The sequence below is a fragment of the Photorhabdus khanii NC19 genome (assembly GCF_000517265.1).
In the GTDB taxonomy this organism is placed as follows: Bacteria; Pseudomonadota; Gammaproteobacteria; order Enterobacterales; family Enterobacteriaceae; genus Photorhabdus; species Photorhabdus khanii.
The window spans coordinates 281,772-300,124 of sequence record NZ_AYSJ01000015.1; the positions used below are offsets into that span (position 1 = coordinate 281,772).

General features: G+C 42.9%; 9 protein-coding genes and 1 pseudogene. 7 read left to right on the forward strand and 3 right to left on the reverse strand.

Annotated features, from left to right (window positions below):
* The first annotated feature begins 11 nt into the window (after positions 1-11).
* From PTE_RS20065 to PTE_RS20095, 7 genes and pseudogenes are all read left to right on the forward strand, one after another.
* On the forward strand, positions 12-851 hold the full coding sequence (locus PTE_RS20065) for an ABC transporter ATP-binding protein (RefSeq protein ID WP_081738282.1): 840 nt from the start codon (positions 12-14) through the stop codon (positions 849-851).
* Positions 852-1,173: 322 nt separating this feature from the next.
* The gene (locus PTE_RS20070; protein WP_051477481.1) at positions 1,174-2,355 is read left to right on the forward strand and encodes an isochorismate synthase; all 1,182 of its coding nucleotides are present in this window, start codon (positions 1,174-1,176) and stop codon (positions 2,353-2,355) included.
* Entirely contained in the window at positions 2,352-3,995 is a 1,644-nt protein-coding gene (locus PTE_RS20075; RefSeq protein WP_036849855.1) for a (2,3-dihydroxybenzoyl)adenylate synthase, read from the forward strand. Before PTE_RS20070 ends, PTE_RS20075 begins: the two co-directional genes overlap by 4 nt.
* Positions 3,982-4,857, forward strand: a complete 876-nt coding sequence (locus PTE_RS20080; RefSeq protein ID WP_036849858.1) for an isochorismatase — start codon at positions 3,982-3,984, stop codon at positions 4,855-4,857. The genes PTE_RS20075 and PTE_RS20080 overlap by 14 nt, the downstream gene beginning before the upstream one ends.
* Before the next feature lies 1 nt (position 4,858).
* A complete protein-coding gene (gene dhbA / locus PTE_RS20085) occupies positions 4,859-5,617 on the forward strand; it encodes a 2,3-dihydro-2,3-dihydroxybenzoate dehydrogenase (RefSeq protein ID WP_036849860.1) in 759 nt (252 codons plus the stop codon).
* 231 nt (positions 5,618-5,848) lie between these two features.
* A pseudogene (locus tag PTE_RS20090) lies at positions 5,849-6,737 on the forward strand (Rpn family recombination-promoting nuclease/putative transposase).
* A gap of 2,369 nt (positions 6,738-9,106) precedes the next feature.
* Positions 9,107-10,000, forward strand: a complete 894-nt coding sequence (locus tag PTE_RS20095; protein WP_036849862.1) for a LysR family transcriptional regulator — start codon at positions 9,107-9,109, stop codon at positions 9,998-10,000.
* A 339-nt stretch (positions 10,001-10,339) separates the two neighbouring features.
* On the opposite strand, the gene PTE_RS20100 is transcribed toward PTE_RS20095, so the two are convergent.
* The 3 genes from PTE_RS20100 to PTE_RS20110 all read right to left on the reverse strand — a co-directional run bounded on the left by PTE_RS20100 (position 10,340) and on the right by PTE_RS20110 (position 18,350).
* Positions 10,340-13,423, reverse strand: a complete 3,084-nt coding sequence (locus PTE_RS20100) for an RHS repeat-associated core domain-containing protein (RefSeq protein WP_051477482.1) — start codon at positions 13,421-13,423, stop codon at positions 10,340-10,342.
* A 162-nt stretch (positions 13,424-13,585) separates the two neighbouring features.
* Positions 13,586-13,882 (reverse strand): phage holin family protein, encoded by a 297-nt coding sequence (locus PTE_RS20105; RefSeq protein ID WP_023043406.1) that lies wholly within the window; start codon positions 13,880-13,882, stop codon positions 13,586-13,588.
* 64 nt (positions 13,883-13,946) lie between these two features.
* The gene (locus PTE_RS20110; RefSeq protein ID WP_036849863.1) at positions 13,947-18,350 is read right to left on the reverse strand and encodes a SpvB/TcaC N-terminal domain-containing protein; all 4,404 of its coding nucleotides are present in this window, start codon (positions 18,348-18,350) and stop codon (positions 13,947-13,949) included.
* Between the last annotated feature and the right edge of the window lie 3 nt (positions 18,351-18,353).

The window sequence follows — 18,353 nt, forward strand, 5'->3', positions numbered from 1 at the left end:
TGAGAGAATTGATGGCAACGCTAACGCTAGAACATAATAACCAATGTGTTTTATCACCTTGTCGCTTGAGTGTGGAAGAATTGCGCCTGGGTTACGGTGAACATATCGTCTGTGATGAACTGAATCTGCGTATCCCTGATGGTCGTTTTACCGTGATTATCGGTCCTAATGGTTGTGGTAAATCCACGCTGTTGAGAAGTTTATGTCGTCTGCTGCGCCCGGAATATGGCAGGGTTTGCCTTGATGGTCATGATATTCACACGATACCAACCCGTGCTTTGGCTCGTCAGCTGGGATTATTACCGCAAAGCGTGCAGGCTCCTCAGGGGATCAAAGTTGTGGATTTAGTTGCGCGCGGGCGTTTTCCTCATCAGCGGTTATTACGTCAATGGAGTCATGAGGATTATGAAGCGGTGCGCCAGGCAATGAATGCGACCGGTGTAACCGAGCTTGCTGAATGCGTTGTTGACGAACTTTCAGGTGGGCAGCGTCAACGGGTTTGGGTTGCTATGGTGCTGGCTCAACAAACGCCATTGTTACTGCTTGATGAACCGACAACCTATCTTGATATTGCTCATCAAATTGAGTTGCTTGAGTTGTTTTGTCACCTTAATCAAGGATCCGGATATACGCTCATTGCTGTACTTCATGATTTGAATCAGGCTTGCCGATATGCAGATCATTTGATTGTGATGGCGGGGGGACGGATTGTGGTGGAAGGGGCACCTGGTGAGATCATTACGACAACATTAGTCTCTGAGGTTTTTGGCCTCGATTGTGTCATTATTGATGATCCCGTCAGCCATACTCCCTTAATTATTCCGCAGGGACGGCGTTTTACAAAGGGATAGATATGATTTTTAAATGTATTTTTTAATAACATTGATAATTATTATTATTAAAATAATATGAATATCGTTGAGATATGCCTGATAGATTCAATCAACCACTTTTAAGATCAGGCAGAATAACAGGATGGTACGAAATGAGATCTCTAAATGGAATAAGGGAGAAATGTTTTAAAAATATAAATTTTTATAAAATTAAATCATATCGAAATTTTATTATTGGTAATTTAAGTCATCGTTTTATTTATAGCAAGTGATGCAAAGTTATGTCGAGACAAGAATTCCATTTTCGTGATCACACGATTAACAGATAGAGGTAAAACTTGTGCCAGATCTATATAGAAATACTTTGCTGACTGGTTTTAATGATCTTAATAATAAGGATTTTCTGTTTCTTTCATCCAGTAAAAGTCTGTTGGCGCAGGGGCAATATGCAATTGTGTCAAAGCCACTTGATGATGCAGCAAATCCTGATAGCCTGATTCAGCAAGAAATACGTCAATTATTCCAGCAAGCGAAGAGAGATGGGATTGAAAATCCTGTTCTGGTGGGGGCAATTCCATTCGATAAACAGCAAAATGCGGCACTTTTTGTCCCTGAACAATGCAATTGGTTCCAAAGAAAGCAGTTTCCCACGCTTATTTCCAATTCAACTTATACAGAAAAAAGACGCACCCAGTGGCCTGATAAAGCACACTTTAGCCAGATGGTGAACACTGCCGTTGATGCAATGCGTAATCATAGACTAGATAAAATTGTCCTTTCGCGGTTACTCGACATCGAAACCCATCAGCCATTAGATTCAATTCAATTATTACGACATCTAAATCAGCAAAATAGTTGGAGTTATAATTTCCATGTTCCGTTGCAAAATGGGGCATTGATTGGTGCGAGTCCAGAATTATTAGTACGTAAACAGGGAAATACTATCTTTTCTCAGCCGCTGGCAGGTTCAGCAAAGCGCAGTGAAAACCAGCAAGAAGATTACAAATTGCGTCAGGCGCTTATTCAGTCCGTCAAAGATAATTATGAACATCGGTTAGTGACCGATATGATGAGAAACGTACTCGAAAGCCGTTGTCAAAAACTACATATCTCTGAAATGCCTTCCACCATCAGCACGCCTGTACTTTGGCACCTTGCCACCGATATCGAGGGAGAGCTGAAGGCACCACAGGAAAATGCACTTTCTATTGCTTGCCTGCTTCATCCTACTCCGGCCCTTTGCGGCACACCGTATCAGACCGCGAAAAACCTAATTGAGGAATTAGAGCCGTTTAAACGAAACCTCTTTGGCGGCATTGTGGGGTGGTGTGACGAGAAAGGGAACGGTGAATGGGTGGTGACTATCCGTTGTGGTGAAGTAAATGGCTCGCGGGTAAGACTGTTTGCGGGAGCAGGCATTGTGCCTGATTCGAAACCAGAGTCAGAGTGGCAGGAAACAGAGGTTAAGTTTTCAACGATGATGCGTGCATTCGAGTTTTCACAGGAGGCATGCCCGGCATGATAGTTGAATTTAATCGTTGGCCAAAAGCGCTGGAACAGCGCTATCGTCAACTTGGTTATTGGATAGATCTCCCGCTTAGCGACATTTTTACCCGTCAGTCAAACAACGGGAAAATTGCGCTTATCTGTGGAGATCGTCAGTTCAGCTATGCTGAACTTAATCTGCTGGTGGATAGTTTAGCCGCAGCATTACAACGACAAGGCGTTAAACGAGGACAAACCGCCTTAGTTCAATTGGGGAATGAGGCCGAGTTTTATATTGTTTTCTTTGCCTTATTACGGCTTGGGGTAGTTCCGGTTAACGCTATATATAGCCATCAGCGTAGTGAACTTTGTGCTTATGCTGATCAGATTAACCCCGCATTGTTAATTGCCGATCGCAACCATTCCTTGTTTAGCGACGACAATTTTATTGATGAACTCAGAGCCTGTACGCCGTCTTTGAGTCACGTTGTCTTACGTGGTGATAATGACAGTATTTTGGATTTTGAGACACTATTGGCAGAAGGTGCTGGTGATTTTATCGCTGATCCAACACCGGCTGATGAAGTTGCATTTTTCCAATTGTCGGGGGGGAGTACGGGGACACCTAAACTTATTCCCCGAACGCATAATGATTATTACTACAGTATTCGCGCCAGTGTGGACATTTGCCAGTTTAATGCTGAAACTCGCTATTTATGTGCACTTCCTGCTGCGCATAACTTTCCTATGAGCTCACCGGGGGCATTAGGGGCGTTTTACAGCGGGGGACAGGTCATTTTAGCGAATAACCCCAGTGCTGATTGCTGTTTTCCGCTAATCCAGCAACATCAGGTGAATGTTACTGCATTGATACCGCCAGCAGTCAGTGTATGGTTTGAGGCGATAGCACTTAGTGGTAACCGTGATGCACTAAAAAGCTTGCGATTGCTACAGGTCGGTGGGGCAAGGTTAAGCGAAAGTCTGGCAAGACGTATTCCAAAAGAGATGGGATGCCAGCTACAACAAGTTTTCGGTATGGCTGAAGGATTAGTGAACTATACCCGGCTGGATGATGACGAACAGCATATTTTTACGACACAAGGCTGCCCGACCAGTCAGGATGATGAAGTTTGGGTTGCTGATAATGATGGCAATCCTGTTCCTCCCGGCGTCGCTGGCCGGTTGATGACTCAGGGGCCTTATACCTTCCGCGGATATTACCGCAGTCCACAGCATAATCAGCAATGTTTTGATAGTAATGGATTCTACTGTTCTGGTGATCTCGTCATCATGGCACCTGATGGTTATTTACAAGTCGTGGGGCGTGAAAAAGATCAAATCAATCGCGGTGGGGAAAAAATTGCGGCTGAGGAAATTGAGAATCTGCTGCTTCGGCACCCTGATGTCATTTATGCTGCGCTGGTCGCTATTCCTGATCCGCTAATGGGTGAAAAAAGCTGTGCTTTTGTCGTATTACGAAAACCGATAAAAGCCGTAGTCTTACGGCGTTATCTGCGTGAGCAGGGAATAGCAGATTATAAATTGCCTGACCGGTTTGAACCTGTTCCCTCACTGCCGATAACACCTGTCGGAAAAATAGACAAAAAACAATTACGTCAACTTACTAAACAATTTGTTCAGCCATCACTCGTTGGAGAAAGAAATGAGCATTCCTAAACTTAATAGTTATGACTTACCCGTGGCAGAAGGACTGCCGACAAACAAGGTCAATTGGTCGTTGGATAAAAATCGGGCTGCATTATTAATTCATGATATGCAAAATTACTTTCTTAACTTCTGGGAAGAAAATAGTCCATTAATTAATCAAGTCGTGACTAATATTGCCAGGCTGATAGAAATCTGTCGGGAAAATGGAATACCGGTATTTTATTCCGCTCAACCTAACCAGCAAAGTGATGAGGAGAGGGCGCTGTTAAATGATATGTGGGGACCGGGGCTGAACTGCCACCCTGAACTGCAAAAAATTACCGATGCGCTCGCACCTCAGGCTGGTGATATTGTCATGGATAAATGGCGATACAGCGCATTTCAGCGCACTGATTTTGAGCAACAGCTCAAAATAGCTGGGCGTGATCAACTTATTATTTGTGGCGTTTATGCACATATTGGCTGTCTAATGACAGCGACTGACGCGTTCATGCGTGATATACAGCCTTTTATGGTTGCGGATGCTTTAGCCGATTTCAGTTATGAAGAACATATGATGGCGCTTAAATATACCGCTGGGCGCTGTGGACGTGTGGAGACTACCGAGCAGCTTCTTGTTGCCTTAGACGTAAAACAAGTGCAATGGAATAAAACCCGCCTCAAAGCGTTATTACTGCCTTTATTAGATGAGGATAGCGACGATATTGGTGATGATGAGAACTTGCTCGATTATGGGCTGGATTCTGTGCGCATTATGTCTCTTATTTCCCATTGGCGTCAGCAAGGATATGAAATGGATTTCATTTCGTTAATGAAAAATCCAACAATAAATGGTTGGATGACATTATTCACTGAGCGTCAGGGAGCCTGAAATGAGTATTGCGCTTGATTTTAGCGATAAAATTGTCTGGATAACGGGTGCCGGTAGCGGTATTGGTTATCAGACGGCTTATCGTTTTCAGCAAGCAGGCGCGAAGGTAATTGGGTTTGACATCACGTTCCCTGAGGGGGATTTGCCTTTTACGCCGTATTTGCTTGATATCAGCGATCCTATTGCCGTTTCGCGCTGTTGTGAACAACTCCTTGCACAACAACCGCAACTTGATGTGCTGGTCAATGGAGCTGGGATCTTACGCCTTGGTGTTGCTGAAGAGATAACGTTTGAAGATTGGCAACAGTGCTTGTCTGTCAATGCGGGAGGGGCATTCAACCTATTTCAGGCGACTATTCTCCAGTTCCAACGCCAAAAGGCGGGGGCAATTGTCACTATTGCGTCAAATGCGGCTCATGTTCCTCGTGTTGGCATGTCGGCCTATTGCGCATCTAAAGCAGCATTGCGTAGTCTCTGCCTGAGTGTTGGGCTGGAATTAGCACCTTATGGCGTTCGTTGTAATCTTATTTCACCAGGATCGACAGATACGCCAATGCAGCGTGGTATGTGGCAAACAGAAGCGTCCAAACAGCAAGTCATTCAGGGGTTTTCTGAATTGTTTAAACTTGGTATCCCACTAGGGAAGATAGCGACGCCAACAGAAATTGCTGATGCGGTCTTGTTTATGGCCTCTGATCTCGCAAGTCATATTACTTTACAAGATATTGTCATTGATGGTGGTGCAACGCTTGGTGCTTAATCGCCTGTTATGATGAATAAAGCGCTGTATTAGAGATTGCTGGAAATGAAAATACCTTTTTATTTCCAGCACTTGAAATATCTAGATAACCTGAACTTCGCTTAAGAAGGAAATTAAAGTACCTGAGATACGATCAAAGTTTTTGTCAAAGAAAATTCAAGACATTTCAGTCTGCTCGGTTTTTTGCTTAATATTCCTTCAATATAAAAGAAAATATGCTACCATTCACCGATGAAGAGAAAAAATACACCAACGCCACATGACGCTGTTTTTAAACAGTTTTTAAGTCATATTGATACCGCCAGAGACTTCCTGGAGATTCATTTGCCTGCGACATTACGGGCAGTTTGTGATCTGGATACATTGCGGTTGGAATCAGGGTCGTTTATTGAAGACAATCTGCGTGCGCATTATTCCGACATTTTGTATTCATTGAAAACGGCGCAGGGTGACGGTTACGTGTATTGCGTGATCGAACACCAGAGTTCCCCGGACAAGATGATAGCATTTCGATTGATGCGTTACGGTATTTCCGCAATGCAACGGCATCTGGAGCAGGGACATGAAAAATTGCCGCTGGTCATTCCGGTGTTGTTCTATCACGGGAAAATACAGCCGTATCCGTGGAGTACCAATTGGCTCGATTGCTTCGATGCTCCGGCCCTGGCGAAGGAAATCTATTCCGGCGCATTCCCGCTGGTAGATGTGACGGTAATTTCGGATGATGAAATCGGACGCACAAACGGGTTGCACTATTGGAAATGGTGCAAAAACATATCCGGCAGCGTGATATGGCGGAGTTTGGTTTCGATGCTGACGTATGATTGCCATTCGGGTGAGCAGTCAAAAAGTCTGTTAAACTACTTATTACAGGCGGGAGATACCGCTACTCCATAAGGTTTTATCCGGTGACTGGCAGAACAGTCCCCGAAGTATGAGGATGTACTGATGATTATAGCGCAGAAACTGTAGCAGAAAGGACGTCAGGAGGGACGTCAGGAAGGGCGCCAAGAGGCAACTTTAAAAATTGCTCATGCATTGCTAAACAGCGGAATCGACCGGAAACGTAAGGAAAACCACCGGTCTGAGCGAGAACGAACTTGAGCAAATACGCCACTAACTCGTGCTGAGGGTTCTTAATCAGTATTCAACGATTCATGTTAAAAGAGGATTTTACGGTGACTGTCAGACCAGTCACCGAAGTATGAGTATCGACCGTGAAACGGTGATGAACATTATCGGACTGAGCCAGAATGAGCTTGAACACATGTCCGACAAACTTGCTGTTGATACGTTATTGGCATAAAAATGCGTGAGTCAATGCACGAAACGCATAGAAGCGGCACATTTACATTACAAGCGATAAGACCGAGTCTGAATCTACGTGCTTCTGAAAAATTGCATTTATTGAGTTAAATCCGCCCTGGATTTAAAAGCTTTGATGCCTCTGTGTAAACAAAAGTGGGATCCTGCCCTGAGTTTTATGATGGGCAGGCTTTAAACTGTTATTAAAAGTCATTTTTTAAATTTATGATTTTAATCGGTATAAAGTTTTAACCGTTGTTTTTTTATCACTTTTAACGTTTGCTTTTTGTTAAGTTTAATCATCATGGTATATCGTGTTTTACGTTTAATCATACTCGATTTTTATCTTTACTGATGCTGTTTTACTGGCAATTCTGAACAGTTTTTATAAGTCAACATTATTTTTTTATCTTTATAAATCAACCCGTAGATATTCTGATGGTATAAAGATACTCTTTTATGTTTTTTCGGATAATCTCATATGCTCTGATTGTTTAACGGTATGTTTAAACAAGTTGACTAATTTAAAGTCCATAATATTTTAATGGTTTTTAATAGTTGCACTCCATTATTACTATATAGATACTGTTCATTTGGTTATTCAAAGCACAGTTTTAAATAAAAAATTTTTAACTTCTTAGCAATAGATTTATTTTACACTTGGATATTTTTTCACAGTTTTATGGTTTTTGTCTTGTCTTTAATAAAATGGCTATTTTAGCATAATAAATGGTATGTGCATTTAGTGAATATCATTTTGAAAAGGTTTGGGTTGTCAAAATAAAATCGTTTATTTACTAAAATAGGATTTTTATATGATTTTAACTTAACTTCATCAACCTATATCTGTTTAAATCGAGCGGTAAATTAATTTAATAACGATTTATTACACCAACAATAGTGAAAATTCTCGAGGATTAATCAGCCAGAAAGGTTATAATGATTAAATGGGTATTTAAGCGTTAAATTACATTAACGGTATAAAAATAGGAATGATTTTTATACCGTAGAAAGGTAATGTTATTGGACCGGATAAAATAGTATAAAATAAGTTTAAATGAGCGTGTTTAATGTATCGCGGTGTTGCATGATAAATGCAATATAATAACATTGAAAATAATTTAGTTCGTATTCGGTTAAATCATTTATTTGCGGATTTTGTTATTCATATTTTTCATAAGCGATTATTTATTTAACTGACTGATGGAAAAGTTTATTTCCAGTTGAAAACATTATTAAAGTCGATTCGTTTTTTAAATATATTGTCTTGTTAAACTATTTCATATCTACGGGGTATATAATCATTAATCAAGCCAATTCTTTTTCTCATTTTTCATTGATGGCTTTATGATGGGCAGGCTTTAATCTGTTATTAAAAATAATTTTTTAACCTCTGTTTTTAATCGGTATAATAAGGTTTTAACCGTTGTTTTTACTACTTTTAATACCTGTTTTTTATTAAATTTAATCATCATGGTATATTGTATTTTACGTTTTATTAACGTTAATTATATTCACTTTTTATCTTTATTGGCACTGTTTTACTGGCGATTCTGAGCGGTTTTTATAAATCAACACCCTTTATTTTATCTTCATAAATCAGCAAGTAAATAGCCTGATGATATAAAAATACCTCTTTCTGTTTTTCCGGATAATCAGTCCCTTTTTCAGGGTTTAAATCCTACCACATTAACCGTTTTATCCCTTTTTTATTGTGTTATTTTTATGATTTTATTCATAAAATGACCGGCGAGAAAACGCTTTAATATCTATCTGTTCAGATAATATTCTTTTATGTGTGGGTTTTATAACTCTTTATTAATGGTTAATGATTTTAGATTAAATGCAATTCACTTTTCTTCTTAAAAGTTGAGTTTATTGAATTAAATCAGAGCTGGATATAAAAGCTTTAATATCTCTATATTATTGTTTTTAAATGATTATGGTGGGTTAAGTAAAATATAAAATAAACGAAGTATAGAATCGCTGATAAATAAATTAAATATGATTGGGTAAACAAAGTGGAATCCCGTCCGGTCTTGTCCCCTGAACGGAAGTTCAGGGGGTTTTTCATCGCGATATTAATTGATAGTTAACCTGAGGTTTGCTTAAGAAGGGAACTAAGTGCCTGAGGCACGATCAAAGTTTTTGTCAAAGAAAATAAAATCGTGGAGATCCTCAGGCATGTCTAATTTAGAAGAACTTTACTGCGGCGTCGATGACTTTTGCCAACAATTTATTCCTCTCTGTGCTTTTCTTTCGTCACGCAAGGCCCAAACCCAGGGGATCGCCTTTATTGATTCAACCAAAATATTTGAGCGATTACTGGGAGGAACCAAGCTTACAGAAGAAGGGAAAGCGTTATATCAGGAGTTGTTGCCGTGTTATGAGAGGATCCAGAGAATTGAGAATAACTGGCATTGTCGTAGAAATTGCAAATTATCAAATACAGAAAAACTGATTATTGGGACAAATGGCGAATATGTTAATAAAATATCTACAGTCATAAGAAGGGCCGTTCAACGTTACCATTACCGAGATGTTTGTATAATCAATAATTTTTTAATTGATGACCTGATAAGAGAAGAAGTTATATTTTCTTCTTTAATAAAAGGCGATATCACTGTTTATGTGACGACTGAATACTATCCTGATAATGACGATATAATAAGAGTAGATGGAGTTTATCAAACTCTGCGTCTTGCCGTATCTAATGATATTTTAGAACCAGAAAGTAACGCTGATGAAATAATCTATACATTTCCTCTGGCTCAACATAATAGTGCTTTCTTAAAACAATGCGATAATTTTATTCCATTGAATTACCTGCCTGAATGCCGAAATTTAACGTTACTGACTGTTCCTGATTTTACTAATAGGTTGGATCTGGTAAAATCGGGTGTCGCTATAAGTTTAATGACACCGAATGAAATACGCTATTCTGCTCATCTTCATAAAGGCATAACATTTTTGAATTTTGAATCGTTTCCATCACCCTCGGTAAGGTATTGTGCATATACTCTCAGGTATAAGTATAAAGAACCATTAAGTTTGTTAATTTCTGATTTGATATTTTAGAATTAGAGATAAATTAGTGAGTTTTATTAATTTAATTAAAGTATTAATCTGAATTGATGAGTTGTTATTATGATTGTGTAATACTGAAATTAAAATATATTGTAACAGACTGAATAGAATAGATAAGCTTTGTAAGGTTGTATTAATTATTTATACGCATAAATTGTTTTATGTTATTAATGAAATAGTGAAAGTAAGTAAGCCATGAGATGAATCTCTTCTCATGGCTTATTCTTAAAGACGTTTGCTGATTAGGACCTTTGAATGGAAGTTTAGCGGGATAAGGGCTGTCTGATATTATCGAGACATATTTCCTATTATAGATTTACACTAATGTAATTATCTCCTTTGCCTAAATAATGTAGGTATATTTCTAATGAATGCACTTAATCTAGATCTTATTCCGCCATTTCTATTTCCACTCCTATTATTAGGAATATAATTCTGCCATAACGTTGGATTTTTATCCCATGGTGCACTTGTTTCCTTATCATTCTCGTAAAAATGAATTTTTCCTTTCAGTCTCTCTCTATTTCGGTAAGCATAACGTAGTTCAGAAGCGGTAACTGATTCGCCAGGTCCTGCCTTTAAGTGATCAGAACCTTTTGTTTTATTAACGACTTGCTCAATATCCAGTCCATCAAGGACAAAATGTATCTTTGTTTTTTCACTATTAGCTGCTATTTCTAGACCCAGTTTACTGCCTCTTTTCCAGAGTAACTTAGGTGCGGCTCCTGTAGGAGTATGCCATGTGTGATAATAGTCAGAACCATATTTACTGATCGTGTCTTTATATATATTAGCAATGTTGAATTTGGGGTTTTCTCCTCCTGCATTAAAATAGTCATCCCATAGGGGATAATGTCCCCTTTTACTTAAAAAAATATCTTTCCTTAAATTATCTGCAACCTTAATATCCTTAGAATATTTCTTAGGGTCATTAAACAATTTACCTAGTTTTTTTACTGAGTATTTGCTCAGAATAGTATTGGAAATATTATTATTATAAACATCTATAATCATGGGCGTACTGTCCGGGCTTTCTGAATTAAAATCAGGGTTGACGCTTTTTATATATCGCCCTCTGTTAGGTGCGAGGCCGTAAAACAAATCTCCACTTTCTTGATTGTAATTCCTTTTCAGTGCTTCAATATCATCAGAAGCCATCGGTGCTCTACCATCAGGATCAAGCAGTGTAACCGGATTATTCCTCACCATCCGATACACATTCAGCCCATCTACTGTCCCGGCTGGGTCGGCACTCAGCCATCGTCCTACCCACGGCTGATAATACCGGTAACCGTAATAATATAGACCTGTGGCATCCCGCTCTTTGCCTGAGTAACGGATGGTTTTATAACTGGCTTCTGTCTGATTCCTTGCTGCCCATAATGCCGTCCCACCAAATGGATAGTATTCTTCCTGACTGATAATTTGTCCCTCGTTATCCAGTTCAAGTTGACTGGAGCCGATAAGATTATCGTAGCTGTAACGCATCTGATTGTTGCTGATATCTTTTGGTTTACCGCTCTCCCAGTGTAACACCCGCACCTGTGCACGGCCTGCTTCACCCACTATGATGACTTGTAGGTCCTCTGTTGTTTTGCTGGTTGAGCCAGTAGTACGTAGCTCCAGGCCCGGCAGATAAGTTACTCGTTGCTGTTGGGTGCTGTTTCCGGTCTTCTGTTCACTGATTTTTAGCCGCCTCATTCCATCGCTGCCATAGCGATACCATTCCTGGTCATTATTGGTGCTATTGTTCCATGTCTCCTGTTGTGATTTTCCTTGCGGTTTTTCTGGTGGTTTTTTGCTTCGTGTTACCAGTGTTACTTGTTGTAACTCACCCCGTGTATTCCAATTCAGGTTTTGCTCCCGCATCCATATCAATGTATCCACTTGTGCCGGGTCATCAACCAGTGAATTCAGTACTGACGGGTTCAGCGTCTTTTGATGACTGTCCGTATCGAACCATGAATCCATTTCTGCTGGCTCATCAGTCAGTTTATTCCTTACTGCCCGGTGTAACGTCTTCTGATGGCCGCCCGCATCGAACCATGAATCCACTTCTTTCGGATTATCAGTCAGCGTACTCAACACTGCTCGGTTGCTGCAGTTCGAGACGGTGATACCTCTGGTGTGGTTGTTTTGGGTGGCAGATGTACGATGCTGGATTTTGGTCAGATTACCACCATCGTCGTAAGTGTAATTGCGAGTAAATTTGGTATAGGTGTTGTTATCAGAAGTCAGGGGGATTACCGGAGAGGAGATGCTTTGCTGACGGATATTAGCCATTTCACGCCCTGTCGCGCTGATAAGCTGATACAGGGAATCGTAGATATAGGTATTCTCTGGCTTTACTTCCTCATTCTTCCAGAAGCGGGTAGCTTCTGCATCATTACGAATGCTGATGATATTCCCCACAGGATCATATTTATAGCGTAAATCCTGCAACTTTTTAGCTCCTGGTTTACCGTTGTTTGTATGTTGGGTGGTGATACCTATCAGACGCTGAGTTTGCGGTTCATAAATGTATTCGGTGATAACGTTGTTGCCGTGTTCTTCGCGTAATTTCTGTCCAGCTGCGGAATAGGTCAAAGATTTAACAATAATCTGCTCATTCTGGCCTTTTACGGTCAGCCAGCTTGTTTTTAATTGCCCGGCCACATCATAGGCCAGGCGTTGCATGTTGCCTTTCGCATCGGTCTGAGTCAGTAAAGTGCCGGTGGAGTCACAGGTATTCTGGGTAGTATAGATTTCATTGGTCAATATGTTCTGCCAAGTGGTTTCGTTATTACCTGCCCAGTTAGCTTCTCCCTTGCCATTCTTATCATCCAGTAATTGTTGGGACTGTGATAAAACGGTACCAGTCAGCGACAGGCTTTCTGGTCGGGTGACTCCTGCCGTATCGTAGTGGCGTACACACTGCCCGGCAAGGTTATGAGCTTTCACCGTTGGCGTATTCTCGGCCCAGATAAGGTATTCGGTGATGCGGGGTGTTTTTTCCTCCGGTGCTTGTTCGGTCACGGATAGCAGACGACCAGGCAGAGGAGAGGTTTCATATTGCCGGGTTTGTCTGGCACCTGTTGCGGTTACGGTCAGTATTGGACGGCTTTCAATATCATTTAGTGTGACAGTGCGACCGGCATCGACGCTTTCTGTACACAAAATATTACCGGTCAAATCATACTGCCAGAGAAAGTTAGGTTTTATCGTGTCGTCTTTCTGTTTGGCTTCATACAGGCGCGGGTCAATGCTCTGGATCAGGTGCCCACGGGCATCATACTGATGGCGGGTGATGAGGGTATCGGTAGTACCGTTTGCGGTGGAATGGCGAAAACCGATGTCACGAATAGTCAGGCCACGGTTATCCAAGACGTTGACTGTAGGGGTATGTTGATAAAATTTTGGGTCAAAGTTTTCCATGATTTACCTCTTTTGCTGTGTTTAATAATTTCTGCAATCACAGTTTTATCTGCATGACAATGTATTAATGCTGAATTCTGTTCCCTGGATATAATTTCCCTGTTGTGATATTCCCGTTATAGCGGGAGACAGACGGCTTCTTGTTGCAACGAAAATCCTCCATTACTTTCCTCCCTGATGCATAAGAAGGCGACGCCAGAGCCAGTTCAGCCCGGTACTTCCCGTTGTGCCGAATAGCCCGGCAATTGCAAAAGTCATATAGATGCTGCCGCCACTTTCAAAACTCAGTAATCCTCCCAAGATACCGGTAAAACAGGAGATGATGAGTTGGCAGAGGACGTTAATCCAACTCCATTTGTATTGTTTGTTCTGTATATCAATGAGGTATCTTACTAATCCGCCCCAGGCCGCAATAAAACCAATGATCAACCAGATAACAAGTTGAGTATCTGACGGCATTTTTAACGACACTTTTCACCTCTATCTATGCTTCCCGCCCGTCAGCCGGGCGGGGTTTATCAAGTTATATTTTCACCTCAGCTGCTGTATCATTTTCATCCTCACTGACAGTAAACCAGGGAGTAAACAAGGTTCGACGAAACCAACCTTTCGCGGTAATAACCTTGATTTCCCGACCAACGGGATCATAAACGTGGGTATCTGCATAAGCTTCTTTTGCCTGCCGCGCGCTGTCATCACTGACATAACGCCAATCGTTGAGGAAATAGGGCTGATAGGTTCGTATCGGTTGTCCTTTATTGTCATATTCTGTCCGTCCAGTCACTGCCCAGCGGGTCTCCGTATGTTTGACATTTATGTTCAGAGAGCCGTCTTCGTTACGTTTCCAGGCCATACCGGCCTCATGTCGGGTGGCTGCTTGCAGCAAGCGGCCAAAGCCATCACTGAATATCACTTGTTGACGGATTTGTTGCTTGGAATCGCTGTTATAACGATCTGTGGTCAGAGTAAGGTTATGAGGGGGTAAACTGATGCTGTGGGTTAACAGATTGACCAATGGCGTGTCTTTTGTTTGACCTTTTACCCAACGGTGGCGGGCCAGTGCGCAGATACGCCAGTCTTCCGTGATAATCCGTGAATTGCGCAGTGTTTTCTGCTCTTCCTGCGTTAGCGTATTAAAGGTGTCTTCACTTAATACCGGCATCCAGCTTTCTGGTGCATAGACTTGACATTGTGCGACAGGGAGAGATCCTTGCAGAGCAATAGCTGCATCCATACTGGTGGGTGGGAAGAATTGTTTTTGTTTGGGTGAGGAGTAACCTGTCATTACGCCATTTTCAGTTCCCCAAAAGCGCTGTGTTACTGGACGGCCCAGTGCATCCAGTGTGATAAGGTGCTGATTGTCATTGATGTCAGTGAGTTGCACAGGGGTCAGAAAGCGCCAGTCATATTCGGCTGAGGTTGTCAGGCCAGTAGCGTCTTGTGTTTTTATCACGACACAATAGTTTGCATCCCAGGTTAGTGAGATTTTTCCTGTGAGCTGTGTGTTGCTCTGCGTTTGCGGGCGCCAGAACTGTGTTGATGTACCATAATCGGTGTAGCCGTGACGGGCTATCCAGATTTTACCTTCCCCGGTACGAGGGAATAGATAATCTGATTGTTGATACCCGGCTTGCTCCAGTGTTGTGGGTAATTTCTCAGATGCGATACTCCCATTAAACGCTGACAATGTAGACTCATCGAATACAGTTGTCTCTGTAAAGGCGATTAATGCCTGTCGTGTCGGTGTATTACTTTGCCCGCCGGTATAAAACGTTCGCTGCTGGCCGAAGTATTTGCGCAGTTTATCATACGTAGTCAGGATATCTTTATCACGCAGGGTTTCCAGGTTTAAACCACGGTTAACTTCATCGTGTTTGATCTCATAAGTATCAGTGCGGGTGCCATCCGGTAATCCCAGAACCCGAACGGTATTGCTGGTCAGATGGTGCCAACTGAACTGTTGATAGGTTAATCGTAATTTGTGTTGCTGGTCATCATAGCTGTTGCCAAACAACGTATCAGGTAATATATCCGGATACGGGGTGGTGGCGGGTTTATTGCGGCGTGGATACTGTACCGAAACCTGTTTTAGTGGCTGGCCGAATAGGTCACTGGACAGCGTGATATTCTGGCTGCACTGTGGGTCACTGGGGACTCGTTCATAGTGATAGTTACGACTTTCTGCTACCGATGGCCAAAGTACAGGATATTGGTTCTTTGTATTCTGTAATCGGCGTACCTGTGGACGAAATTCAGTGACAGTATAGGGAACCTCTTTTTGTGCGCTGCTATCCAGTCCGTACAGCTCACTACGCAGTGGCTGACTTTTCAGCGCCCGGTTGAGCCAATATCGATCGTTGTCATCTTTCGGCGTCAGTGGAACATCCTCGTTATTTGTCCAGACGGTAAAGCGCGGTGTAAAACCGGTAAAAGCCTGATTATCGCCACGCCAATACTCTGCCGATAATGCATCATCTATTACGGGCAATCCGGTGGCATACCAGTTTTTGGTCAAAGCGGGTGGTGTGCGTTCTGGTGCGCTGCCCTCAGCTAATTGATGGCTGTCTGTTTGTTCTACATAACCAAATCCACGAAATTCTCGTTCGCGTCCGTCCCAAGCACCGCGGGCATAACGTAGGGTTGTCACTAATTTGTTACCGCTGATTTCATCCGTTGTTTGCGTTTGCCACAGGGTGTGTACTGGGAAGGGCAGATAACAAACCGGTGCTTGTCCGGTGACCGGTACCGCGGATTTTTCATCCAGCCAGAACTGGGCAGAGCTGCGGTAACGCAGGGTGTGATGGGTGCCCATATTGTTATTCATTTCACTGAGCAGCCACGGTTTCTCGTTCGTCAGATCGCAGCGCCAGTGATGGGGAGACATATGTGGGACGCTCAGTATCAAACTGGCTACCCCGGCCCCCTGCACATCGGCTACTTGCAACTGACAGGTGCTATCAAAACGCAGACCGTCTGGGAAGGGCAATGTCACCGGTTCAGCAAAACCGTTACCACTGTTATTCAGGAAGATATCCAGGCGGTTTTTGTGAACATAAATCAGGTCAGTTGGACCGCTGCCATCCAGGTCAGCCAGATAAACCTGCGCTGGATTAAACTCAGTCGTTGGCTGGCTGAATCCCGGTAGAGTGATTGGCTGACCAAATCGTCCGTGCCCCAGATTCGGCCAGCAGGTGACTTTAGTCGCACTGATTTCAACCAGATGTGCTTGACCGGAACCCAGTACATCACTAAAAGCGACCAACTTACGGGCATCAGCGCCCGGTACTGGCAGTGTTACATCACCGGATTGCACCACATCCTGCCCTTTGGTGAAGCCGTCGCGGGTATTGGCATACAAACGAACACTTTTAGGGCCGATCAGTACCAAATCAGATAGTCCAGCGCCCATTAAATCTGCCAATTGCGCACGGGGATGGGTATATTCCACCGGCAAGGCGTTGAGTGGAGTAAAACGTGTCCAGCTGCCATCCGGACGTTGGCTGTGGTATCCCCGCAACCCAGGTCCTGTGATAACCCAGTCAAGTTGTCCATCGCCGTTGATGTCTACTAGTGACGCGTTATTTTGCAAGGAAGGGATAACAGATAAAGGTTGTATTTTCTCCCAAGTGATAGCATTTGGGCCACTTTCTTTCTGACGCTGCGGAGAGCGGTACCACCAGGCTCTTTTATCTTGATATAACAGACCGGGTAACCCTTCGCCTTTTAGGTCAACTAACTGCCAGCGCTGAATAGCATTGAAGTTTGCCAGTACATCCATCGGTTGCCATTGATTGTTATGCGTTGGTGAAAAATCCTGATATGCCAGCTCCAATGGTGGCAAGGTGACGGCAGTACCGTCTTGCTCGTGCCCCACTCGACGAACGAATACCAGCGTGCTGGCGATTGCGCTTTCGTCATAATTGAGTATCAGGCGTGAAACGAGTGAGGGTTCATCGTGTTCTTTTGCCTGGTTAGCCAGTGCTTTCAGGCGATGATACATCAGTACCTGACGGCATAAACGGCGGGTACGTATCTCAAAACCATATTCATAACGGGAAAAACGGTCCTGACGACAAAGCCAGTTACCCGTTGCTGTAAATGCTGGTGGCGTTTTCAAGTCGTTACGGCGTTCGCCATAATCAAATACCAGATAGAACAACCAGTTTTTTTGTGAGAGAGCGCTGCTATCCAGACCGGGTAACGTTTCGCTAGCTGTCTGGTTGCCGTAATACACCATGTGTAGATAACGTTGCGCTGTGGCTTGTGGATGGGCGGTTATTTCATCTGCTTCGCAACTTGTGTCATCTTCGGCGCGATATTGATAATAAATTTGTTCACCATGCGGTGACACAGAAGCTTCCAGTAACCATTGTGCTGTTTGTGAGGTTTCTGACGGGTTGCTGATCCGCGCTTGAGTCGATTTACCCAGTAGATGTACTTGTCCATCTGGGCTATATATCAACCAAAAATCTGTTTCGTTTTTTGTCTTAGGTTGCCAATACTCCAATCGGCTGAAATGGCTTTCCAGACGGGAACGGTAGCCGGTAACAGTAAAGGTAGTACCTAAGTTGATGCCCTGTAATGTGGATTCATCGCGAGGTTGATCCGCGATGACCAGTACTTCACCTTCTGGTCCCAGAAAGGTATCGGTTTTGTCATAGTGGGGAACACCAAAATGGGTACGGCGGCGGATAGTCATAACTCCACAATCCCAGCCCAGACCAAATGGGCTGTTACCAGCGCCGCTGTTGTAATTCAGCGTGAGTGTGGGGGCATAGCCGCGTCCGGCTGAAGTAGGTAATGGCAGAGACAGTGCCGCCATACCATCCGGTCCGGTGGGTGTTAACGCTTCACCCATACCTGTGATAGCGCCTCCCCCTTTGGGTAATGATAGTTCTGTAATACTGAATTCTTGTGAATTTTGCATGAA

Excerpts from the sequence above, each read along its gene's own strand:
- PTE_RS20065 (WP_081738282.1), top strand. The coding sequence starts at position 12 with ATGGCAACGCTAACGCTAGAACATAATAACCAATGTGTTTTATCACCT.
- PTE_RS20075 (WP_036849855.1), top strand. The coding sequence starts at position 2,352 with ATGATAGTTGAATTTAATCGTTGGCCAAAAGCGCTGGAACAGCGCTAT.
- PTE_RS20080 (WP_036849858.1), top strand. The coding sequence starts at position 3,982 with ATGAGCATTCCTAAACTTAATAGTTATGACTTACCCGTGGCAGAAGGA.
- dhbA (WP_036849860.1), top strand. The coding sequence starts at position 4,859 with ATGAGTATTGCGCTTGATTTTAGCGATAAAATTGTCTGGATAACGGGT.
- PTE_RS20095 (WP_036849862.1), top strand. The coding sequence starts at position 9,107 with ATGTCTAATTTAGAAGAACTTTACTGCGGCGTCGATGACTTTTGCCAA.
- PTE_RS20100 (WP_051477482.1), bottom strand. The coding sequence starts at position 13,423 with ATGGAAAACTTTGACCCAAAATTTTATCAACATACCCCTACAGTCAAC.
- PTE_RS20105 (WP_023043406.1), bottom strand. The coding sequence starts at position 13,882 with ATGCCGTCAGATACTCAACTTGTTATCTGGTTGATCATTGGTTTTATT.
- PTE_RS20110 (WP_036849863.1), bottom strand. The coding sequence starts at position 18,350 with ATGCAAAATTCACAAGAATTCAGTATTACAGAACTATCATTACCCAAA.